Origin of the sequence: Kitasatospora sp. NPDC085895 (assembly GCF_040702125.1) — a bacterium.
In the GTDB taxonomy this organism is placed as follows: domain Bacteria; phylum Actinomycetota; class Actinomycetes; order Streptomycetales; family Streptomycetaceae; genus Kitasatospora; species Kitasatospora arboriphila.
Genome location: NZ_JBFBJY010000002.1, coordinates 183,915 through 205,257 on the forward strand (window position 1 = coordinate 183,915; position 21,343 = coordinate 205,257).

General features: G+C 77.0%; 20 protein-coding genes and 1 riboswitch. Of the genes, 7 read left to right on the top strand and 13 right to left on the bottom strand.

Annotated elements, in window-relative coordinates; translation table 11 throughout:
- The first annotated feature begins 10 nt into the window (after positions 1-10).
- Positions 11-343 carry an antibiotic biosynthesis monooxygenase gene (locus tag AB0442_RS02415; protein WP_344628006.1) on the top strand — a complete coding sequence of 111 codons (333 nt, stop codon included), beginning with the start codon at positions 11-13 and terminating at the stop codon, positions 341-343.
- Positions 344-387: 44 nt separating this feature from the next.
- On the opposite strand, the gene AB0442_RS02420 is transcribed toward AB0442_RS02415, so the two are convergent.
- The 6 genes from AB0442_RS02420 to AB0442_RS02445 form a co-directional block, all read right to left on the bottom strand.
- Positions 388-1,272 carry an ECF transporter S component gene (locus AB0442_RS02420; protein WP_366160080.1) on the bottom strand — a complete coding sequence of 295 codons (885 nt, stop codon included), beginning with the start codon at positions 1,270-1,272 and terminating at the stop codon, positions 388-390.
- The gene (locus tag AB0442_RS02425) at positions 1,269-2,879 is read right to left on the bottom strand and encodes an ATP-binding cassette domain-containing protein (protein ID WP_366160081.1); all 1,611 of its coding nucleotides are present in this window, start codon (positions 2,877-2,879) and stop codon (positions 1,269-1,271) included. The genes AB0442_RS02420 and AB0442_RS02425 overlap by 4 nt, the downstream gene beginning before the upstream one ends.
- Positions 2,876-3,982: an energy-coupling factor transporter transmembrane protein EcfT gene (locus AB0442_RS02430; RefSeq protein ID WP_363539828.1), complete on the bottom strand. Its 1,107-nt coding sequence runs from the start codon at positions 3,980-3,982 to the stop codon at positions 2,876-2,878. Before AB0442_RS02430 ends, AB0442_RS02425 begins: the two co-directional genes overlap by 4 nt.
- A gap of 21 nt (positions 3,983-4,003) precedes the next feature.
- Positions 4,004-4,654, bottom strand: a complete 651-nt coding sequence (locus AB0442_RS02435) for an SCO2322 family protein (protein WP_366160082.1) — start codon at positions 4,652-4,654, stop codon at positions 4,004-4,006.
- Positions 4,651-5,991 carry a prenyltransferase/squalene oxidase repeat-containing protein gene (locus AB0442_RS02440; protein WP_366160084.1) on the bottom strand — a complete coding sequence of 447 codons (1,341 nt, stop codon included), beginning with the start codon at positions 5,989-5,991 and terminating at the stop codon, positions 4,651-4,653. Before AB0442_RS02440 ends, AB0442_RS02435 begins: the two co-directional genes overlap by 4 nt.
- 107 nt (positions 5,992-6,098) lie before the next feature.
- Positions 6,099-6,168: riboswitch (cobalamin riboswitch) on the bottom strand.
- A gap of 231 nt (positions 6,169-6,399) precedes the next feature.
- Complete coding sequence (locus AB0442_RS02445; protein ID WP_344628000.1) at positions 6,400-6,990, bottom strand: TetR family transcriptional regulator; 591 nt, start codon at positions 6,988-6,990, stop codon at positions 6,400-6,402.
- A gap of 213 nt (positions 6,991-7,203) precedes the next feature.
- Here AB0442_RS02445 and AB0442_RS02450 point away from each other — a divergent pair, with 213 nt between their 5' ends.
- From AB0442_RS02450 to AB0442_RS02460, 3 genes are read left to right on the top strand one after another with little or no spacing between them, the layout of a single operon-like run.
- On the top strand, positions 7,204-8,520 hold the full coding sequence (locus AB0442_RS02450; protein ID WP_366160085.1) for a glycosyltransferase family 4 protein: 1,317 nt from the start codon (positions 7,204-7,206) through the stop codon (positions 8,518-8,520).
- A 50-nt stretch (positions 8,521-8,570) separates the two neighbouring features.
- Positions 8,571-9,305: a class I SAM-dependent methyltransferase gene (locus tag AB0442_RS02455; protein WP_363539818.1), complete on the top strand. Its 735-nt coding sequence runs from the start codon at positions 8,571-8,573 to the stop codon at positions 9,303-9,305.
- The gene (locus AB0442_RS02460) at positions 9,302-10,378 is read left to right on the top strand and encodes a prenyltransferase (protein ID WP_366160086.1); all 1,077 of its coding nucleotides are present in this window, start codon (positions 9,302-9,304) and stop codon (positions 10,376-10,378) included. The genes AB0442_RS02455 and AB0442_RS02460 overlap by 4 nt, the downstream gene beginning before the upstream one ends.
- Before the next feature lie 68 nt (positions 10,379-10,446).
- On the opposite strand, the gene AB0442_RS02465 is transcribed toward AB0442_RS02460, so the two are convergent.
- From AB0442_RS02465 to AB0442_RS02480, 4 genes are all read right to left on the bottom strand, one after another.
- Positions 10,447-11,301: a hypothetical protein gene (locus tag AB0442_RS02465; protein WP_366160087.1), complete on the bottom strand. Its 855-nt coding sequence runs from the start codon at positions 11,299-11,301 to the stop codon at positions 10,447-10,449.
- A gap of 215 nt (positions 11,302-11,516) precedes the next feature.
- Entirely contained in the window at positions 11,517-12,479 is a 963-nt protein-coding gene (locus AB0442_RS02470; protein ID WP_366160089.1) for an N-acetylmuramoyl-L-alanine amidase, read from the bottom strand.
- A gap of 7 nt (positions 12,480-12,486) precedes the next feature.
- Positions 12,487-13,797: a hypothetical protein gene (locus AB0442_RS02475; RefSeq protein WP_366160090.1), complete on the bottom strand. Its 1,311-nt coding sequence runs from the start codon at positions 13,795-13,797 to the stop codon at positions 12,487-12,489.
- 190 nt (positions 13,798-13,987) lie between these two features.
- Positions 13,988-14,650 (bottom strand): class I SAM-dependent methyltransferase, encoded by a 663-nt coding sequence (locus AB0442_RS02480; protein ID WP_344627698.1) that lies wholly within the window; start codon positions 14,648-14,650, stop codon positions 13,988-13,990.
- 199 nt (positions 14,651-14,849) lie between these two features.
- Here AB0442_RS02480 and AB0442_RS02485 point away from each other — a divergent pair, with 199 nt between their 5' ends.
- On the top strand, positions 14,850-15,929 hold the full coding sequence (locus AB0442_RS02485) for an alcohol dehydrogenase catalytic domain-containing protein (RefSeq protein ID WP_366160092.1): 1,080 nt from the start codon (positions 14,850-14,852) through the stop codon (positions 15,927-15,929).
- Between the two features lie 66 nt (positions 15,930-15,995).
- Here the strand turns inward: AB0442_RS02485 and AB0442_RS02490 are convergent, their stop codons facing one another.
- The 3 genes from AB0442_RS02490 to AB0442_RS02500 form a co-directional block, all read right to left on the bottom strand.
- Positions 15,996-16,151: a hypothetical protein gene (locus tag AB0442_RS02490; RefSeq protein ID WP_344627696.1), complete on the bottom strand. Its 156-nt coding sequence runs from the start codon at positions 16,149-16,151 to the stop codon at positions 15,996-15,998.
- Between the two features lie 193 nt (positions 16,152-16,344).
- Positions 16,345-18,288, bottom strand: a complete 1,944-nt coding sequence (locus tag AB0442_RS02495; protein WP_366160093.1) for an alpha/beta fold hydrolase — start codon at positions 18,286-18,288, stop codon at positions 16,345-16,347.
- A 43-nt stretch (positions 18,289-18,331) separates the two neighbouring features.
- A complete protein-coding gene (locus tag AB0442_RS02500; protein WP_366160094.1) occupies positions 18,332-19,276 on the bottom strand; it encodes a hypothetical protein in 945 nt (314 codons plus the stop codon).
- Between the two features lie 450 nt (positions 19,277-19,726).
- Here AB0442_RS02500 and AB0442_RS02505 point away from each other — a divergent pair, with 450 nt between their 5' ends.
- On the top strand, positions 19,727-20,563 hold the full coding sequence (locus tag AB0442_RS02505) for a Nif3-like dinuclear metal center hexameric protein (RefSeq protein WP_363539801.1): 837 nt from the start codon (positions 19,727-19,729) through the stop codon (positions 20,561-20,563).
- Positions 20,564-20,594: 31 nt separating this feature from the next.
- Entirely contained in the window at positions 20,595-21,338 is a 744-nt protein-coding gene (locus AB0442_RS02510) for a C4-type zinc ribbon domain-containing protein (protein WP_366160096.1), read from the top strand.
- The last annotated feature ends 5 nt before the right edge of the window (positions 21,339-21,343 follow it).

The window sequence follows — 21,343 nt, forward strand, 5'->3', positions numbered from 1 at the left end:
GATGGGAGGCATGTCCGTAGTGAAGATCAACGTGCTGACCGTGCCGGCCGAGATGCGGGAGACCCTGGAGAAGCGGTTCGCCGCGCGCGCCGGGGCCGTGGAGAACTCCGACGGCTTCGAGTGGTTCGAGCTGCTGCGCCCGGTCGAGGGCACCGACCAGTACCTGGTGTACACCCGGTGGGCCAGCGAGGAGGCGTTCAAGGCCTGGATGGAGGGGCCGATGCAGGCCGCGCACCGCCAGGGTCCGCCGGCCGAGGGTGGCGAGGCGCCGAAGCGGCCCGCCGCCAGCGACTCGGTGCTGTGGTCCTTCGAGGTGGTGCAGTCCGCCGGGCCGAAGGCCTGACGGGATCCGAACGGTGAGGGGGTACGGCCGCCGGCCGTACCCCCTCAGTGCTGCTCGGCGGGCTCGTCGGCGTCCGCCGCCGCGGGCGCCCCGGCCGGCGGGGCGAAGGCCACCGGCGCGCCGAACGCGGCCCTGCGGGTGGTGCGCCGCAGTGCCCGCAGCACCGGGCCGCCCACCGTCAGGCAGAGCACCCCGGTGAGCGCGGCCCGGGGCAGGTCCCAGCCGAGCGAGGTGGTCAGGCAGTAGAGCGCGAAGCGCGGCAGGTTCGCCGAGAGCGGATCGCCGGGGACGAAGGCGATCGAGCTCGCCTGCCCGGCGATGTACGGCCAGCCCTGCAGGTTCATCACCGTGCCGTAGGCGACCGCGGCCAGCGCCCCGTACCCGGCGAGCAGCAGCTGCTCGCCCCGGCCGCGGAGCCCGTCCGAGCCCGGCAGCAGCCCGGCGCCGAGGCAGACCCAGCCCATGGCGAGCATCTGGAACGGCAGCCAGGGGCCGACCCCGCCGGTGAGCAGCGCCGAGGCGAACATCGACACCGCGCCGAGCACGAAGCCGAAGCCCGCCCCGAGCACCCGGCCGGCCAGCACCATCAGGAAGAACATCGGCTCCAGACCGGCGGTGCCCGCGCCGAGCGGCCGCAGCGCCGCCCCGGCCGCGGCCAGCACCCCGAGCAGGGCGACGGCCTTGGCGTCCAGGCCGGGGGCGCCGCCGCCGGCCGAGCGGCCCTCGGAGATCCGGGCGACCACCACGGCCAGCAGCAGCGGCAGCATCAGGGCGAACAGCCAGGGCGCGTCGGCGGAGTGGCCGACCAGGTCGGAGCCGGGGGAGGCGAGCAGCGGCCAGCCGAACGCGGCGACGCCGATCGCCGAGAGCAGGGCGAGCGCCGGGCCGGAGCGCCGTCCGAGCGGTGCCGGGCCGGCCGGGGCGCTCACAGCTCCTCCCCGAGCTCCGAAGTGACCTGACCGAGCGTCAACCACGGCTGCGGCGCGAGGACCTTGGCGATCTGCGGGGCGAAGGACGGTGCGGCGGTGACGACTTCGGCGGTCGGGCCGTCGGCGACGACCTCGCCCTCGGCCAGCACCACGGTGCGGTGGGCGAGTTCGGCGGCGAGCTCGACGTCGTGGGTGGCCAGCAGGACGGCGTGCCCGGCCTCGGCGAGGCCGCGCAGCACCGTGACCAGGCGGGCCTTGGCGGCGTAGTCGAGGCCGCGGGTCGGCTCGTCCAGCAGGATCACCGGGGGTGCGGCGGTGAGCACCACGGCCAGCGCCAGGGTGAGCCGCTGGCCCTCGGAGAGGTCGCGCGGGTGCCGGTCGTCGGCCAGGCCGGGCAGCAGTCCGGCGACCAGGGCCCGGCAGGTGCCGGCGGGGGCGCCGGCGTCCTCGTCGGCGGAGGCGCACTCGGCGCCGACGCTCTCGGTGCACAGCAGGTCGCGGGGCTCCTGCGGAACGAGCCCGATCCTCCGGACGAGTTCGGCGGGCCTGGCCCTGTGCGGGACGAGGCCGCCGACCCGGACGCTGCCGCCGGACGGGGCGTGCAGGCCGACCAGGCTGCCGAGCAGGGTGGACTTGCCGGCGCCGTTGCGGCCCATCAGCGCGGTGGTCTCGCCCGCCCGCAGCTCCAGGCCGATGCCGCGCAGCGCCGGGACGGGCCCGCGCCTGACCACCAGGCGGTCGACGGCGGCCAGCACCTCGCCGCCCGGCGTCGCGGCCGCGGGCGGGGTGCGGTCCGCGAGCCGGGCGCGCAGGCCGGCGGCCCGGCGGCGGGCGTCGCGGACGGACAGCGGCAGCGGCGACCAGCCGGCCGCCCGGCCGAGCGCGACCACCGGCGGGTGCACGGGGGAGTGCGCCATGACCTCGGCCGGCCCGCCGAGCTCCGGGGCCCGCCCGGGGCCGGGCAGCAGCAGCACCTGGTCGGCGTACTGGACGACCCGCTCCAGCCGGTGTTCGGCCATCAGCACGGTGGTGCCGAGGTCGTGGACGAGCCGCTGCAGCACCGCCAGCACCTCCTCGGCGGCACCCGGGTCGAGCGCCGAGGTCGGCTCGTCCAGCACCAGCACCCGGGGGTGGACGGTGAGCACCGAGCCGATCGCGACCCGCTGCTGCTGGCCGCCGGAGAGCGAGGTGAGGGCGCGGTCGCGCAGGTCGGCGAGGCCGAGCAGGTCGAGGGTCTCCTCGACGCGGCGCCGCATCACGTCCGGAGCGAGACCCAGCGACTCCATCCCGTAGGCGAGTTCGTCCTCGACGGTGTCGGTGACGAAGTGCGCGAGCGGGTCCTGCCCGACGGTGCCGACGACGTCGGCGAGGTCGCGCGGGCGGTGGGTGCGGGTGTCCCGCCCGGCGACGGTGACCCGGCCGTGCAGGGTGCCGCCGGTGAAGTGCGGGACGAGCCCGCTGACCGTCCCCAGCAGCGTCGACTTGCCGGAGCCGGACGGGCCGACGACCAGGCAGAGCTCGCCCTCCGGCACGGTCAGGTCGACCCCGGTCAGTGCGGGCTCGGCGGCGTCGGCGTAGACGACCGACACCTGCTCGAAGGTGATCACGAGCTCCTCCGGGGCGGGACGGGGGCGGCCGCGGCCGGCACCAGGCCGATCAGCACGGCGGCCACGGCGGGCAGCGGCAGGGCGGGCAGCTCCGGCGGCACCACGGACGGGGCGAACGCGGCCGGGTACCGCCCGGAACACCAGACGGTCAGCACGGCGACGGCGATGCCCGAACCGGCCACCAGCCACTCCCGGACGGCCCACGGATCGGGCCGGTAGCGGGTGCGCGGACTGCGCCGGCCGCCCAGTAGCAGCCCGGCGCCGGCCGAGGCCAGCCCGAGCAGCAGCACCGGCAGCGCCCAGGCGCTGCCGGCCGCGCCGAGCAGCCCGTACAGGGCGGCGCAGATGCCGAGCAGGCCGAGCAGGGTGAGTGCGGCGGTGGCGCGGGCGAGGCGGCGCGGCACGTCGGCGGTGCGGCCGAAGCCGCGGGTGTCCATCGCCGCGGCGAGCGCGACCGAGCGTTCCAGCGCGCCCTCCAGCACCGGCAGCCCGACGCTCAGCAGGGCGGCGACGCCGCGGTCGTCGCGGCCGCGCAGCCGGCGGGCGGCCCGCAGCCGGCGCACGTCGGCGACCAGGTTCGGCGCGAAGGTCATCGCCACCACCGCGGCGAGCCCGGCCTCGTACAGGGCGCCGGGCAGGGCGCGCAGCAGCCGGGTCGGCGAGGCGAGCGCGTTGGCGGCGCCCACGCAGACCAGCAGCACGGCCAGCTTCAGCCCCTCGTACAGGGCGAACAGCAGGCCCTCCAGGGTGATCGCGCCGCCCACCCGGACGCCCTGCGCCCAGGACGGCAGCGGCAGCTGCGGCAGGGTCAGCAGCACGTGGGTGCCCTGCACCGGCGAGCCGAGCAGCACCGTGAACGCCATCCGGATGCCCAGCACCAGCAGCCCGAGCCGCAGGAACGCCCCGTACGACCGGGACCACGGCTCGTCGCCGCGGCGGGCGGCGACCACGTACCCGGCGACCGCGCCGATCAGCAGGAGCAGCAGCGGGTTGGTGGTGCGGGAGGCGGCGGCCGCCAGGCCGAGCGCCCACAGCCACCAGGCACCGGGGTGCAGGTGGCGCGGGCCGACGGCGGGGCGCGCGGCGGTGCGGGTTCGGGGCACGGCGGGTCTCCGGACGGGTCGTCAGCGGCGGCGGCGCAGCTGCCACCAGGCGCCGGCACCGAGCAGCAGGACGAGGACTCCGCCGAGCACCGGGCCGGTGAGGCCGGTGCCCCCGGACGGTGAGCCGGAGGCGGCCGGGGCGCCGGCGTCCACCGCCTCGCCGCAGCCGGCCCGCGGGTAGCCGGCGATCGCGCACAGCATGCCCGCGCTGTCGTAGCGCAGCGGCGGGGCCACGGCGGCGAGCACCTCGGCCGAGGTGGCGGCGGCCGGCACCGAGGCGCAGGCCGTCCGGGCGGCGGGCGGGGCGCCCGCGCCCTTCGGGGCGTCGGCGGGGGTGCCGAAGTCGAGCACCACGCCGACCCGCTTGCGGCCCTGCTGCGCCGGGGTGGCGGCGCACAGCGCGGCGAAGTCGCCGGCGGCGCCGGGCCGGGCGGCCTCCTTCCCGCCGTCCGGGCTCAGCGCGAACCGCCAGCCGTCGACCGCGCCGTCGGCCGGCACGTACACCGCCGGGCCCTGCTGCTGGTAGGCCCAGGCGCCGCCGCTCGACTTCCAGAACGACCAGTAGCGGTAGTCCGCGGCCTGCGCGGGGCCGGCCGGCAGCAGGACGAGGAGGACGGCCGGGACGGCGGCGGCGAGCAGCGCCGCCGCCGTCCGGCGCAGCGCACCGGTCACTGCTGCCCGTCGTCCTTCGCCGGGGTGCCGGCGGCGGCCGCGGCGGCCTGCCGGCGGCGGTTGAGGCTGATCATCAGCCCGCCGCCGATGCCGACCACCAGGCCGGTGCCGACCAGCCAGATCGGCGAGAAACCGCCGTTGTCCTCGCCGTCGGTGATGCCGGAACCGGGCGCCGCGGTGCCGTCCGGGTTGGCCGATGCGGCCGACGCCGCCGCGGACGGCAGCGAGAGCGGCTTGGGACCGGAGTCCACCAGCAGCTGCACCAGGTTGGTGCCGCCGAAGTTGTACGGGTCGAGCTTGGCGGCCTGGGCGACCAGCAGCAGCGTCGCGGCGGCCGCCGGGTCGGTGCCGTTCTTGCCCTTGGCGGCCCAGGCGTAGCCGTTGCCGGCCAGCCAGTCGGCGGCGCCCGCGGCCTGGTGCGGGTGGCCCGCGCGCACCAGCGACAGCACCGCCCAGGAGGTCGCGTTCAGGTCCGGCGCGGGCTCGGCACCGGGAGTGGTCAGCATCAGGTGCTGGCCGTTGGCGTTCAGCCGGCCGACCAGGTGCGCGGAGGCGGCCTCGGCCGACTGCGCGGCGGGCACGGCCGCCGCGGCGCCGCCCGCGGGGCAGGCCAGGGCGGCGGGTGCGGCGTCCACCCGGTCGGTGGTGGCCACCGGCAGCGCCCCGCCGGCGGCGGCGAGCGCGGCCTGCCCGGTCGCCAGGCCGTTCGCCTTGGCGTCGGCACCCGGCTGGTAGACGTAGCCGCCGCGCTCGGCGGCCGGCGCGGCGCAGCCCAGCTGGAAGCCGGCGAGGCCGTCCAGGGCGCTGCGGCCGGCCTTGGCGACCTGCGCCGGGTCGGCGTGCGCGGCGGTCAGCGCGCTGACCGCGAGACCGGTGGAGTCGGCGTCCCCCGGGCCGCCCGGGTTGTACGACCAGGTGCCGTCCGCGTTCTGGTTCGCCTTCAGCCAGGCCACGCCCTTGGCGACGGCGTCCTGGTGGCCGCCGAGCGCGGTGAGCGCCTGCACGGCGACGGCGGTCGCGTTGCTGTCCTCGGTCTTCGGGTCGCAGGCCGCGGCCGCGTCCGCCCGGAACGAGGGCCAGCCGCCGTCCGCGCACTGCTGGCCGGTCAGCCAGGAGACGGCGGACGCGGCCGGGACGACCTTCGCCGAGGCCAGCGCCGTCAGCGCGAGGGACTGGCGCCACACGCCGTCGTAGCTGGGGTCGCCCTTGCCGTACAGCGCGGCGGGCGGGGTGACCGGGGACGGCGCCGGGGTGTCGGCCAGGGCCGGGGCGGCGGCGCCGGCGGCCAGCAGCAGGCCGGCCAGCGCGGAGGCGCCCAGGCGGGCGGCGGTGAGCATGTGAGGGTGAGCCTTTCGGTGAGCGGTGCAGCAGCCCGGCAGGGCTGCCCGTAGACCTCGACGGAACCGGGCGTGCCACGCCCGGCCGGCCGCTCGCCCCCGGCCCCGGGCAGTCCGGCTCGCCCGCCGGGCGGGCTCACGGTTGCGGGTCAGCGCCGGATTCGCACCGGCTTCCCCCGGGAGGGGCGGATGGAGTTGTCGTGCGCCCCGACTCTAACGGGCACCCGCGAACCGCTTGCAGCGCGGGCAGTAGAACGCGTTCCAGTTCTACTGGCGGGGCGCGGGGAACCGCGCAGTCCGGGAATGGTCGTACAGGCAATCAGGGCCGACCCTTGCTTCGTACGGTGGCCGCATCCGAATTGCGCAGTTCCCGCGCCCCTGGGCGTCCCGTCACCTCCTGGGCGGTCCCTAGGCCGTCGGGGACAGCAGGCGGGCCGCCGTGTGCAGGTCGGCGCGGACCTCGGCGAGGGAGCTGCGGCCGGAGAGCCAGCTCAGCAGCGTCGCGTGCCAGGTGTGCCCGACCACCCGCAGCGCCGCCTGCTGCTCCGCGGTCGGCGGGCCCGGCAGCCGGGCCGCGGCGAGCACGATCTCGGACGTCAGCTCGGCCACCGCGTCCACCTCCCGCCCGACGGAGCGGTCCGCGAAGGACAGCGCCCGCACCATCGCCTCCGCCAGCCGCGGGTCGCGCTGCAGCGCGTGGAAGGCCAGCGTCAGCGTCTCGGCGACCCGCCCGGCCGGGTCCGCGGCGGTCGGCGGATGCCGCTTCACCTGCTCCTTCAGCTGCCGCAGCTGCTCCTCCATGACCGCCACCAGCAGGTGCACCTTGGACGGGAAGTAGCGGTAGAGCGTGCCCAGCGCGACCTCCGCGCCCTCGGCGACCTCGCGCATCTGGACGGCCTCCCAGCCGCCCCGGGAGGCCAGCGCGGCGGCGGCGCGCAGGATCCCGCGGCGCCGCTCGGCCTGGCGCGGGGAGAGCCGGCGGCCGGCAGTGGTGGACACGGTCAACACAGCCCCCAGGGCGTCGACGGGACGGGACCGGGCACGTGGCGTGAATCACCATCCCCGGCCCGAACCGCGAAGCTACGGGCCGGTATCTTCGAGGTCTCTCGTTGTTCACATGCCCGACGACGATGACACACTCCACCGTGAAACGTGATCTACTTTAGCCGCTGCGGCCGCCGAGCCGGGCTGAGTAGGGACAAGGGGACCAGCATGACCGCGTCGCCGCGACCGCTGCGGATCGCCCTGCTCTCCTACCGCGGCCACCCGTTCTGCGGCGGCCAGGGCGTCTACGTCCGGCACCTGTCCCGCGAGCTCGCCCGCCTCGGCCACCACGTCGACGTGATCGGCGCCCAGCCGTTCCCCGTCCTCGACGAGGTCGAGGGCCCCGGCTCCGTCCGGCTGGTCGAGCTGCCCAGCCTCGACCTGTACCGCGCCGACGACCCCTTCCGCACCCCGGCCCTCGCCGAGTACCGCGGCCCGGTCGACGTGCTGGAGTTCCTCACCATGCGCACCGGCGGCTTCCCCGAGCCGCTGACCTTCTCGCTGCGCGCCCGGCAGTTCCTCGCCCGGCACAGAGGGCGCTACGACGTCGTCCACGACAACCAGACCCTCGGCTACGGACTGCTCGGCCTGGAGCGGCACGGCTTCCCGCTGGTCACCACCGTCCACCACCCGATCACCGTGGACCGCCGCCTGGAGCTGGAGGCCGCGACCACCGCCGTCAAGCGGCTCTCGCTGCGCCGCTGGTACGCCTTCACCCGGATGCAGAAGCGGGTCGCCGCGCGCCTGGAGCACGTCATCACCGTCTCCGCGAGTTCCGCCGCGGAGATCGTCGAGCACCTCGGCGTCGCCGCCGGCGCCGTCTCGGTGGTGCCGATCGGCGCCGACACCCGGCTCTGGTCGCCCGACCCGTCGGTGGCCACCGTGCCCGGACGGATCGTCACCACCTCCTCCGCCGACGTCCCGCTGAAGGGCCTCGTCCACCTCGTCGAGGCGCTCGCCAAGGTCCGCACCGAGCGCGAGGCCCACCTCGTCGTCGTCGGCAAGCCGCAGAAGGAGAACGGCCCGGTCGCCGACGCCGTCCGCCGGTTCGGCCTGGAGGCGCACATCGACTTCCGCACGGGGCTGACCGACCGGGAGCTGGTCGACCTGTACCGCTCCGCCGAGGTCGCCTGCGTCCCCTCGCTGTACGAGGGCTTCTCGCTGCCCGCCGCCGAGGCCATGGCCACCGCCACCCCGCTGGTCGCCACCACCGGCGGAGCCATCCCCGAGGTGGCCGGCGAGGACGGCGAGACCTGCCTGGCCGTGCCGCCCGCCGACGCCGGGGCGCTCGCCGCCGCCCTCGGGCGGCTGCTGGACGACCCCGCGCTGCGAGAACGCCTCGGCGCCGCCGGCCGCGAGCGGGTGCTGGCCAACTTCACCTGGCAGCGCGCCGCCGAGCTCACCGCCGAGCGCTACCGCGCCGCCGTCGCCACCGGGGCCGGGCAGCGCGCCCGCGCCGGCCGCGGCTGGCGCTACGTCCACTGACGCTTCGCCCCACCTCCTTCAGTACAGCAGCAACGAATGGGAGCCCCGCAGTGCTGACCGTCGATTTCTCCCGCTTCCCGCTCGCCCCCGGCGACCGGGTGCTCGACCTGGGCTGCGGCGGGGGCCGGCACGCCTTCGAGGCCTACCGCCGCGGCGCGAACGTCGTCGCCCTGGACCAGAACGGCGACGAGATCGCCGAGGTCCGCAAGTGGTTCGCGGCGATGGAGCAGGCCGGCGAGGCCCCGGCGGGCGCCTCCGCCACCGCCATGGAGGGCGACGCGCTCAACCTGCCCTTCGACGACGACACCTTCGACCGGATCATCATCTCCGAGGTCATGGAGCACATCCCGGACGACAAGGGCGTGCTCGCCGAGATGGTGCGGGTGCTGAAGCCGGGCGGCCTGCTCGCCGTCACCGTGCCCCGCTACCTGCCGGAGAAGATCTGCTGGGCGCTCTCCGACGAGTACCACGAGGTCGAGGGCGGCCACATCCGCATCTACCGCGGCGACGAACTGGTCGACAAGGTCCGCGAGTCCGGCCTGGAGCCGTACGGCACCCACCACGCGCACGCCCTGCACTCGCCGTACTGGTGGATCAAGTGCGCCGTCGGCGTGAACAACGACAAGGCGCTGCCCGTCCGCGCCTACCACCAGCTGCTGGTCTGGGACATCGTCGGCACCCCGGTGATCAGCACCCTCACCAAGGCCGCCGAGAAGGCGCTCAACCCGGTGATCGGCAAGAGCTTCGTGGTGTACGCCTCCAAGCCGCACCGGGCCGGCAAGTGACCGCGGCCGTCCCCGACGCGCTGCTGCTCGACGGCGTCCTCGACGCCGAGCAGGCCGCCGCCACCGTCCGGTCGATCCTCGCCGACCAGCAGGCCGACGGCGCCCTGCCGTGGTTCCGCGGCGGCCACCTCGACCCGTGGGACCACACCGAGGCCGCGATGGCCCTCGACACCGCCGGCGAGCACGCCGCCGCCGAGGCCGCCTACCGCTGGCTGGCCGACCACCAGAACCCCGACGGCTCCTGGTACGCCGCCTACTCCTACGGCCACGGCGGCCCCGACGGCGAGGTCACCAACGCCGCCAAGGAGACCAACTTCTGCGCGTACGTCGCCGTCGGCGCCTGGCACCACCACCTGGCCACCGGCGACGACGCCTTCCTGGAGTGGATCTGGCCCACCGTCCGCCGCGCGCTCGACTTCACCGTCGGCCTGCGGCTGCCCGGCGGCCCGATCGCCTGGCGCCAGGACGAGGACGGCACCGCCCCCGACGAGGCGCTGCTCACCGGCTCCTCCTCGATCCTGCACGCCCTGCGGTGCGGCCTCGCCATCGCCGACCACCTCGAAGAGCCCCAGCCCGACTGGGAATTGGCCGCCGGACGGCTGCGCCACGCGATCGCCCACCACCCGGAGCGGTTCCTCGACAAGGACCGCTACTCGATGGACTGGTACTACCCGGTGCTCGGCACCGCCCTGCGCGGTACCGAGGCCGAGCGGCGGATCGCCCGCGACTGGGACCGCTTCGTCGTCCCCGGCCTCGGCGTGCGCTGCGTCAGCGACCGGCCCTGGGTCACCGGCGGCGAGAGCGCCGAACTCGCCCTCGCCCTCTGGGCGGTGGGCCAGTCCGACCGCGCGGTGGAGATCCTCCGCTGGATCCAGCACCTGCGGCACACCGACGGCTCCTACTGGACGGGCTACGTCTTCGAGGACGACGCGATCTGGCCCGAGGAGCGCACCACCTGGACGGCCGGCGCCCTGCTGCTCGCCGTCGCCGCCCTCGGCGGCGACCACGCCACGGTGGCCGTCTTCGGCGGTGACGGCCTGCCCGCCGGACTGGTCGTCAACGACTGCTGCTGAGAAACCCCGCACACGCCGAAGGGGCGGTACCCGGCCGGGTACCGCCCCTTCGGCGTGGAACCGCCCCGTCAGCCGCGCTGGATGCCGGAGGTGTCGGCCAGCAGGCCGTGCGAACCGTCCGGCAGCTGCGCCACCAGCGCCGCGCCGCGCTGCTCGACGGCCAGGTACCAGGTGCCCGGGACGAGCTCGCCGACCGGCGGGCCCGCCGGGTTGTCCTTGTTCGCCAGCTGGCGGACGGCCGGCACCGCGAACCAGAACGGCTGGAACGGCGCGGCGTCGTGCGCCGGCTGCGGGGCGGGCTGGGCCGCCCCCGGGTAGCCGTAGCCGCCGGCCTGCTGCTGCTGCTCCGCGCCGAAGCCCGGGGTCGGCACCGCACCCGGCTGCCCGGCCTGCGGGTAGCCGTACTGGCCGGGCTGGCCCGCGCCCTGCGGGAAGGCCTGGTACGCCTGCGGCGCCGGAGCGGCCGGCTTGTCCGACAGCAGCGGGCCCTGCAGGGCCGGCACCAGCGGGCCCGCGGCCGCGGCACCGGCCAGCACCAGCGCGGCCAGCAGGCCGAGCCAGGCACCGAAGCCGTGGCTCACGCCCTCACCGCCGCCACCGATCGCCCACAGCGCCGACCACAGCGTCGCGACCGACAGCGCGGTGCCCCACTGGTCCAGGCGCAGCCCGAGGACCTGCCGGGTGGCCGAGGCCTCGCCCTGCAGGCGGTGAACCAGGATCAGCGCCGCCGCGACGATGCCGAGCAGGAACACCGACGGCAGGATCGGGAAGAGCGAGGCCTTCCACGCGTTCTGGCTGTCCGAGTTGCACCGGCCGGCGATGCAGAACTCGACCGTCAGGTAGGGCAGGAAGGACGCGATGAAGAGCAGTACGGCCGCACCTGCGACGGCGGCGTCTCCCCGCGTGAGAGCGCGCAGATTCACTAACGTTCCCCTCGTTGGTGTGTCGTGGACTGCGTGTCGGGGCGGTCGGCTGACCGGTACGGGACGTCCCCGGACTGCTAGAGCCTAGGGCCCGGGTCGTCCGCTGTGCACAGCGCCCCGGGGAAACCCCCGATTTCGTTGCCAAATCGCCGTGACTCCAGGTCAGCGCACGACCGGCGGACGGGCCGGTGCGGCCCCGCAGGCCGTGCGCGCCGTCACGAGCCCCCCGCCAGGAAGGCGGTCACGGCCTCCGCGATCCCCTCGGCGGCCTTCTGCCGCCACTGCGGGTCCGTCATGTGCTCGGCGTCCGCGGCGTTGCGCATGTTCCCGCACTCGATGAACACCTTCGGCACCCGCGACAGGTTGAGGCCGCCCAGGTCCGTACGGGTGTCCAGGCCGTCCTTGCCGATGTAGTCGGCGTACGGCTGGCCGGTCGCCCGCTTGAAGGCGTCCCGCAGCTCCAGGCCCAGCCGGTGCGAGGGGTCGACGATCGCCGAGGTGTCGGCCGCACCCGCGGTGACCTTCCCCGGCATGATCACGTGGAAGCCGTGGGCACCGGACGGGGCGCCGTCGGCGTGCACGGACACCGCGGCGTCCGCCTTCGCCTGGTTGCCGATCCGGGCCCGCTCGTCGATGCACGGCCCGAACGGCCGGTCGCCGTCCTGGGTGAGCACCACGTTCGCGCCGCGCTGCCGCAGGATCTCCCGCGCCCGGTGCACCACGTCCAGCGTGTACGAGGCCTCGCTGTAGCCCGCGTCGGTCGCCGTGCCGGTGGTGTCGCACTCCTTGCGGGCGTTGCCGATGTCCACCTGCTTGTTGATCTCGGTGGTGTGCTTGACGTTGCCCGGGTTGTGTCCCGGGTCCAGCAGCACCGTGCGGCCGTTCAGCGGCCCCGAACCGGTCGGCGCCGATCCGCTCGGCGCGGGCCCGCCCGCCGCCGGGCCGGAGGACGCCGGAGCGGGCTCCGCCGAGGAGGGCGCCGGCGCCGGCGCCGGGGCCGTGCCGGACGGGGCGGCGGCGGACGGGGCCGCCGGGCGGGAGCCGTCCGCCAGCGCCTGCCAGCCGAACCAGCCGCCCGCGCAGAGCGCGGGCACCGTGCAGACGAGCACGGCGATGCCGAGGCGGCGGGCGCGGCGGGGGCGCTCCGGGTACTGGGGGTCGCTGGTGGTGCCGGTCACGGGTGGTTCAGATCCTGTCCCAGGTGCGCTCGGTCAGACCGTAGGTCTTCGCGATGGCGTTCCATTTCGCCACGAAGTCCTTCTTGGACTGCGTGGCCTGCGGATTGAGGTCGTTGGCGCGCTTCTTGTCGGCCGTGTTCGGGGCGGAGCTGCCCGAGCAGCCCTGGCTCGCCACCGTCCGGGCCCAGGCCGCGTACGCCCGGTCGATGTCGCCCGAGGTCTGCCAGGCGGTCTTCAGGGTCTGCGCCGCCTCCGCGCCGCCCGGCAGGGCACCGAGGTCCAGCTTGCCGAGGTCCGCGACCAGCTGGTCGCGCTGGGTGGCACCGTCGTCGAAGACCTGCGCGGCGCTCGCGATCTCCGACTTGTCCGGGCAACTGGTCACCTTCGCGACCGCGCTGCCGATCGGGGCCTTCGCGTTCTCCCCGCGGGCCAGCAGCCCGTCCAGCGCCTTCGCCTGCCCCTCCGCGTCGGCCCCGGCGCTCGCGCTGCCGCTCGGCGAGGCGGCCGCCGACCCGCCCGCGGCCGCGGACGGCGCCGCACCGCCGGCCCCGCCCTGCCCGGGCGGCGGCACCGCGGAGGCGGCCGGCGCGTTGGCCGCCGGCTTGCCGTCCGAGCCAGAGTTCTGCACCGCCCACACCGTGCCGACCCCGACCAGCAGCAGCAGCGCCACGCCCGCACCGACCAGCAGCGGCGTCCGGCTGCGGGCCGGCTCCTCGGCGTCCAGGTCCTCGTACGCCGGGCCGGGGGCACCCGCCGGGTGCGGCCCGGCCTGCGCCGGGTCGAAGGCGGGGAACGGGGGCCGGCCGCCGCCGTCGAACGGGGAACCGCCCTGCGGCGGCGGGAAGCCCGGCCCGGGCGGGAAGCCCTGCGGCGGTGGGAAGCCCTGCGGCGGGGCCGGTGCGGCGAACGCCTGCGTCCGGTCCTGCGGCGGGAAGCCCGCGGGCGCCGCACCCGGCTGCGCACCGGCCACGTACGGCCGGGCGCCCGGCGGCGGCCCCTGGTCGCCCGGCCCGCCCGCGGGCACCGGCGGCAGCAGCGTCGTCGCCTGCTCGTCCGGTACCGGGCCCCGCGCCGGGGGGAAGCCCGGCGGCGGGACGTGCCCGCCCTGCGGCTGCGCGTGCGGCCCGGCCTGCGGGGGGAACGGCTGCGGCTGGGCGTGCGGCGGGAAGCCCGAGGGCGCGGCGGCCGGGCGGCCCGGAGCGCCGGCCGGGGGCGGCGGCGCGCCCTCGGCGGCCGGCCTGCGCCGCACCCAGCCGCCGGCACCGCCGCGCGCGGTCGGGTCCCAGACCGCCGGCGGCGTGTTGTCCTGATCCGTCATTCCCCTGCCCTCGCCCCGCTGCGTAGTCGCGTCGCACCCACCGCGCCGTGCCCAGCCGTTCGACTGCTGTCCGACACCGTACAGACCGCGGGTGCGCCGCGGCACGGCACCCGGTGGGTACCGCCCCGTGTCGTACGACGGCGGAAGGCCCGGGATCGTGCCCGCCGCGCCCGCCCGCCCGGCCGTCCCGTCAGCCGGCGGTCCGCCGCAGCACCCGCAGCGACCCCGTCACCGAGACCTCCTCGAAGCCCTCGTCCAGCGCCCGCAGGTACACCCGGTACGGCGCCTGCCCGCCGTCCTCCGGGTCCGGGAAGACGTCGTGCACCACCAGCAGGCCGTCCTCGGCCAGGTGCGGCACCCAGCCCTCGTAGTCGCCGGTGGCGTGCTCGTCGGTGTGCCCGCCGTCGATGAAGACCAGCGCCAGCCGGCCGCCCCACAGCGCGGCGATCTGCGGCGAGCGGCCCACCAGGGCCACCACGTGCTCCTCCAGCCCGGCGTGGAACAGCGTCCGGCGGAAGACCGGCAGGGTGTCCATCCGGCCGACCTCCGGGTCGACCAGCGTCGGGTCGTGGTACTCCCAGCCCGGCTGCTGCTCCTCCGAGCCCCGGTGGTGGTCGACGGTGAGCGCCACCGTGCCGGTGCGGCGGGCCGCGTCCGCGAGCAGCACGGCCGAGCGGCCGCAGTACGTGCCGATCTCCAGCACCGGCAGCCCGGTGCGCCCCGCGGCCTCCACCGCCGCCGCGTACAGCGCGAGGCCCTCGTCCACCGGCATGAAGCCGGTCGCCGACTCGAAGGCCTTGAGCACCTCGGGCTCCGGGCGGGCCGCGCCGGGCGCGTCGTGGCGGTCGGTCATGCTGCTGCTCCCTGCGGGGCGGACGGACGGGTGCAGCGGACCCTACCCGACCGTCCGGCGCCGGAGGCCGCCCAGGTCCGCGCCCGGCGCCCGGCGTCCGCGCCCGGCGCCCGTACGCTCGTGCCGTCGAGCGCCCCCGGCACGCGGGCGTGCGCGGGCCGTCCAGGCCGACCAGGGCAACGAGGGAACGGGAGCACCGATGCGCGCAGCGATCCTGCACGAGACCGGCCGGGACGAGCTGGAGGTCCGCGAGGACGTGGAGACGGTCGCCGTCGGGCCGGGCACCGTCCGGGTCCGGATGCGCGCCGCCGGGCTCTGCCACTCCGACCTCTCCGCGATGAGCGGCATCCTGCCGCAGCCCGCGCCGTTCGTGCCCGGCCACGAGGGCGCAGGCGAGGTCACCGAGGTCGGCGAGGGCGTCACCGGCCTCGCCCCGGGCGACCGGGTGGTGCTCTGCTGGATGCCGCCCTGCGGCCGCTGCGCGTTCTGCACCCGCGGCGAGACCCACCTGTGCACCGCGAGCCTCAAGCGGCTCGCCGAGCCGACCTTCCGCTTCGGCGGCGGCACCGCCGCGTACGGCTTCTACAGCACCGGCAGCTTCGCCGAGGAGGCCGTGGTCGCCGCCGACGCCGTGCTGAAGGTGCCCGCCGACCTGCCCTTCGAGCTGGCCGCGCTGGTCGGCTGCGGGGTCACCACCGGCTTCGGCGCGGTGGTGAACACCGCCCGGATCGAGCCGGGAGCCACCGTCGCCGTGCTCGGCGCCGGCGGGGTCGGGGCGGCCGCCGTCCAGGCCGCCCTGGTCAGCGGCGCCGCCCGGGTCACCGCGGTCGACCCGGTCGCCTCCCGCCGCGAACGGGCCCTCGCGCTCGGCGCCACCGACGCCCTCGCCCCGGAGGACCTGCGGGCCGCCGCCAAGGGCCTCGCCCTCGGCGGCTACGACTGCGTGGTCGAGGCGGTCGGCCGCTCGGAGACCGTCCGCGCCGCCTACGACGCCGCCCGGCGCGGCGGCACCGTCGTGGTGGTCGGTGCCGGCGCCCGCGACGACAAGGTCTCCTTCAGCCTCGGCGAGCTGTTCTTCAACGAGAAGCGGGTGCTGCCCTCGCTGTACGGCGGTGGCGACGTCGCCCGCACCGCGGCCCGGGTCGTCGAGCTGTGGCGGGCCGGGCGGCTCGACCTGGCCGCGCTGGTCACCCACCGGGTGCCGCTCGCCGAGGTCGGCGAGGCGGTCGCGGGCATGCGCCGCGGCGAGGGCCTGCGCACCGTGATCACCTTCGACTGAGCCGCGCGCCGCCGAGAACGCCTGCGGCCCGGGGCTCCTGCCCCGGGCCGCAGGAGTGCGAGCAGGTCAGCGGCGGTGCTTGCCGTGCGCGTCGGCGTCGGCGCGGTCGTCCGCCGCCGTCGTGCCACGGTGGCGGCCGTGCCCGTTGTCCTCGGCCACGGCCCCGTCGGCGCCGGGCGCGGTACGGTCGTGCTCGGTGGTGTCGGTGAGGGTTTCGGACATCAGGTTCTGTCTTCTCCGTGCGGTGCGGTACTGCGGTTGCAGCGTCGTCCGGCCGGGCGCTGGGCGGCCCGGCCGCCCGGGCGTTCGGCACCCGGGGCCCCGGCTGCCGCGGCGGCCGGATCGGGTACGAGCCTATCGGGGCGGTCACCGCCCGCGCACGGCACACTCCGATTCGGTGGCGCCCGGCGCGCCCTCAGGCCGGTCTGCCGGTGCGCAGGAAGCCCGCCAGCAGCTCGTGCAGGACGGCGGCGCCCTCTTCCGCCAGCAGGTCGTGGCCGGCCCCGGCGGCCTCCACGTACCGGAAGTCGGTGCCCTCCGCCCGGCCGAGCCGCAGCAGCTCGTGACGGAGCGTGCGGGACTGCCCGACCGGCACCACCTCGTCCCGGTCGCCGTGCACCACCAGCAGCGGCGCCGTCAGCCGTCCGGCGAGCTGCAGCACGTCGCGCGGACCGCGGGCGTCCTGCGGCTCGGCCTCGCCGCCGAGCCGCTCGCACATCGCCCGGACGGGCTCGGCGGCCTCGGCGAGCAGCCGCGCACCGGACAGGAAGGGCGCCACCACCGCACACCGCGCGAGGTGCCCGGCCGGGGCGTGCGCGGCGGCCAGCAGGGCCAGGAAGGCGCCGTAGCTCTGCCCGAACAGGGCGGGCGGCTCCAGGCCGAGGGCGGCCCGCTGCTCGGCCAGACCGTCCAGCAGGTGCAGGACGTCGTCGAGGTCCGGGCCGCCCCAGGCGCCGTGCACCGCCGCCTCGTGCTCCGGCCCGTAGCCGGTCGAACCGCGCTGGTTGACGGCGACCACGGCCGTCCCGCGGCCGGACATCCGCTGCAGCGCCGGGTCGAACTCCAGCCGCCAGGCGTCGGCCGGCCCGCCGTGCAGCGCGAGGACGAGGTGCGGGGCGGCCAGCCAGGAGTCGCCGCCGTACACCACCGCCTCCAGCGGGCCGGCCGGACCGCCGAGGTGCACCAGCCGGGCGCCCTGCCAACTGCCGCCGTCGCCGGGTTCGGCCGATCCGTCCACCCGCCAGCCGGGCGGGTGCGCGCCGGCCGGGCCGGCCGGCTGCTCGCCGTGCACGGCACCGGAGCCGAGCGGGGCGAGCTGCAGCGGCAGCGGTGGCGGGACGGCCCCCGGGGTGCCGGTGCCACCCGCCGCCAGCAGGGCGTCGACGTCGACGGTGGCGAGGGCGGCCGGGCGGTCCGGCGCCGAGTACGGGATCCGCAGGCCGGCCGTCGACCAGTGGCCCGTTTCACCGAACCGGCCGGGCGGGGCGGGCAGCCGGTCCAGCCGGCCCGCGGAGGGCTGCCAGAGCGCGAGGGCGGTGGCCGCGCCGTGGTCGAGCTGCAGCACGACCCGCGGATCGCCCGCCCCGCCGGGGGCGAGCGCGACCGGCCGTGGCACCGGGCCGGGCAGGTGCAGGCACTCCGGGAAGCGGACCGGGTCGGAGCCGCCGAGCACCGCCCACCCGAGCCGGTCGGCACCGGGCGCGTCGCTGCGGACGAGGCCGAAGCCGCTCGCCGGGTCGAACAGCACCAGCCGGTCGTTGCTGCCCTCGGCGATCTCCAGCAGCGGGGTGACGGCGCCGTGTTCGAGGTCCAGCACGACGGTGCGCACGGCCCCCTCGGCGACCCGGTCCAGGGCCAGCAGGCGTCCGGTGGCGTCCAGCCAGACGCCGCCGCCGTACATCCCGGGCAGCTCGGCGGCCTGGACGGGCGGCGAGCCGTCCGCGGTGATCCGCCAGACCGTGGTGACCGGCCGCCCGTCGGTGCCGAGCGCGACCGCGCCGCCGCCGGGCTGCGGCAGCAGCCGCAGCCCCGGCAGCCACAGCCGGGCCACCTGCTCCTCGCGGCCGTCCGCCGCGGCCGCCAGCAGGACGAGGTCGTGCCGCTCGCCGTCGTGCCGGCAGACCAGCACCCGGCCGTCGGGGAGCGCCACCAGCTGGGAGCGCAGGTTCTCGGTGCGGCCGCCCGGCGGCGGCAGCGGCACGGGCTCCGCGGCGGAGCCGTCGGCGGGCAGCCGCCAGCTCTCGGCGTACCAGCCGCCGTCCGGGCCGGCGGCCAGGCAGGCGGCGTGCGAGCCGTCGGCGGCGAAGGTGAAGCCGAACCGGCGCAGCGCCTGGGCGGCGCTCCGGGCAACGGTGCTCATCGGCGGCTCTCCTGATCCGTACGGGGGCTGGGGCGGGCGGCGGTCAGGTGCCGGTGCCGCCCGGGGACGGCGGCTCGGCGAGGGCCGCCAGTGCGGCCAGCGCCCGCTGCGGCGGCCAGCGGTCCGTGGGGGAGCCGGCGGTGAGGCCGAGCACGACCGGGGTGAGTCGGCGGGCGGTCTCGCCGCTGCGCGCGGCCAGGGCCAGCCAGCGCCGCAGCCGGGCCGCGGCGGGCGGAGCCGGCGGGGTGCCGGCCCGGGCCTCCGGGAACTCCTCGGCGAGCAGCGGGGGCCGGCCGGTGGCGAGCAGGAAGAGCAGTCCGCCGAGGGCCTGCCGGTCGTCGGCGTACGGGCCGCGGTGGAGCACGGCGGCGCCGGGCCGCGGCGCCGGGTACGGCCTCGGGTCGAGCAGGAGGGGCCGGCCGTCCGGTCCGACGATGACCCGGTCGGCGGAGAGGCCGCGCAGCGCGGCGCCCAGTCCGTGCACCCGCACCAACAGGTCGGCCAGCGCGGTGGCGACGGGGCGGGCCTGCGGCCAGGGGACACCGGGATCGCCGTCCCGGCCGAGCCGTTCGGCGACCCAGTCGTCCAGTGTCGTGCCGGCGGCGCCCGTCCGCGGCCCCGGTGGTGCGGCGAGGCGGGCCGCGGTGAGCGCGGCCGATAACCGCTCGGGTGCCCCGGGCTCCTGCCCGGGCCTGGTCGACCCCCTCCCCTCGAAGGGGCCGACCGGCGGCTCGGCGAACCCCCGCCCGCCACCGCGGAGTTCCGCACCCGCCGGCTCGCCGCGCCTCCCCGCGCGGTCCACCGGCGCGGACGGCCGGGCGGCGCGCCGAGGTCCGTCGACGGCGGCCGCCCGGCCGCCCTCGCCTCCCCGCCCCGGCGCACCGGCCTCGGCCGTCCGCACGACCTCCAGTGCCGTGCCGTCCGCATCCGGCCCGTCACCGACCGGCCCCGCCACCGAGGCCGAACGCAGCGGTGTGCCCGCCCCCATCGCTTCACACCCCTTCGTGTCGACGCCGCGGGTGCCCACTGCTCCTGCACCGCGGCCCGGTCGTCCTGGAAGTGACGAGAGCGGCCCGGTCGCCGGACCGCCCGCGGGCCACTCGCCCGGCCCGGGCCGGAGTCCGGCGCCCTTCCCGACCCCCCAGGTCAGGGCAACTCTCGTTCGCGGGAATGAAGTTACTTTCGTGGTCGGTGTGACTCAACGCAGCCCGGGTCACTTCACTCATAAGGGTGATCCAGATCCGATTCCGGTCGTGCGCGGGCTCCGGAGTGCGACCGGATCGGGCCCGGCGCTCCGGAGCGCGCCCCGGACGACGTGCGCCGCCGGCCGGCCGGCGGGCGGACGGCGCGCCGCCGCGCGCGGATTGACGCGCAGCTGTGCGGGCCGGCGCCGAACGGCGCGGACCGGGCCGCCCGCCGGGCGCGGTAGTCTCGACAGGTGCCGAATCTGTCCGACGTGATCACCGCGCTCGAAGAGCTGTACCCGCCGCAGTGGGCGGAGTCCTGGGACGCCGTCGGGCTGGTCTGCGGCGACCCGGAGGCCGAGGTCCGCCGGGTGCTCTTCGCCGTCGACCCGGTGCAGGCGGTGGTCGACGAGGCCGCCGCGTGGGGCGCCGACCTGGTCGTCACCCACCACCCCCTCTACCTGCGCGGCACCACCAGCGTCGCCGCCACCACCTTCAAGGGCCGGGTCGTGCACACCCTGATCCGGCAGGGCATCGCGCTGCACGTCGCGCACACCAACGCCGACCACGCCGACCCCGGCGTCTCCGACGCCCTCGCCGAGGCGGTCGGCCTGCGCGTCACCGGCCCGCTCGTCCCCGACCCGACCGACCCGGCCGGCCGCCGCGGCGGCGGCCGGATCGGCGTGCTGCCCGAGCCGATGACCCTCGCCGCGTTCGCCGCGCAGGTCGCCGCCGGACTGCCCGCCACCGCCACCGGCGTCCGCGTCTCCGGCGACCCGGAGCGGACGATCAGCCGGGTCGCCGTCTGCGGCGGCTCCGGCGACTCCTTCTTCGCCGAGGTCCGCGCCGCGGACGTCGACGCCTACGTCACCGCCGACCTGCGCCACCACCCCGCGTCCGAGGCGTCCGAGGCCGCTCCGACCGCCCTCGTCGACGCCGCCCACTGGGCCACCGAGTGGCCCTGGCTGAACCTCGCCGCCCGGTCCCTGACCGAAGCGGCCGGCAAGCACGGCTGGCAGCTGGAGACCAAGGTCTCCCACCTGGTCACCGACCCGTGGACGGGGCACGCCCCCATGCCGTACACCGCCTGACACCTGATCGATTCACACAGGAGCTTCCCGCTTGAACGCCGCGCCCGCCGACCAGATCCGCCTGCTCGACCTGCAGGCCATCGACTCCCGCCTGGACCAGCTGGCGCACCGGCGCCGCACCCTGCCCGAGCTCGCCGAGATCGAGAAGGCCGCCGCCGACCACACCGCCCTCAAGGACCTGGTCGTCGCCGCCCAGGCCCAGCTCTCCGACACCACCCGCGAGCAGACCAAGGCCGAGCAGGACGTCGAGCAGGTCCGCGCCCGCGCCGCCCGCAACCAGCAGCGGATGGACTCCGGCGCCGTCACCTCCCCCAAGGACCTGGAGAACCTCCAGCACGAGATCGGCTCGCTCGCCAAGCGCCAGTCCGACCTGGAGGACGTCGTCCTGGAGGTCATGGAGCGCCTGGAGTCCGCCCAGGGCCGGGTCACCGAGCTGACGGCCCGTCTGCAGCACTCCGAGGTCGTCCTCAAGGAGAGCGAGGAGCGCCGCGACGCCGCGTGGGGCGAGATCGACGCCGAGGTCGAGAAGACCGCCCGCGACCGCGAGACCGTCGCCAAGGTGATCCCCGCCGACCTGCTCAAGCTCTACACCCGCCTGCGCGAGCAGCAGGGCGGCGTCGGCGCGGCCCGCCTCCAGCAGCGCCGCTGCGAGGGCTGCCGGGTCGAGTTCGCGATCACCGACCTCAACGCCATCAAGGCCGAGCCGGCCGACGCGGTCGTCCGCTGCGAGAACTGCGGCCGCATCCTGGTGCGCACCGCCGAGTCGGGCGTCTGAGCGGC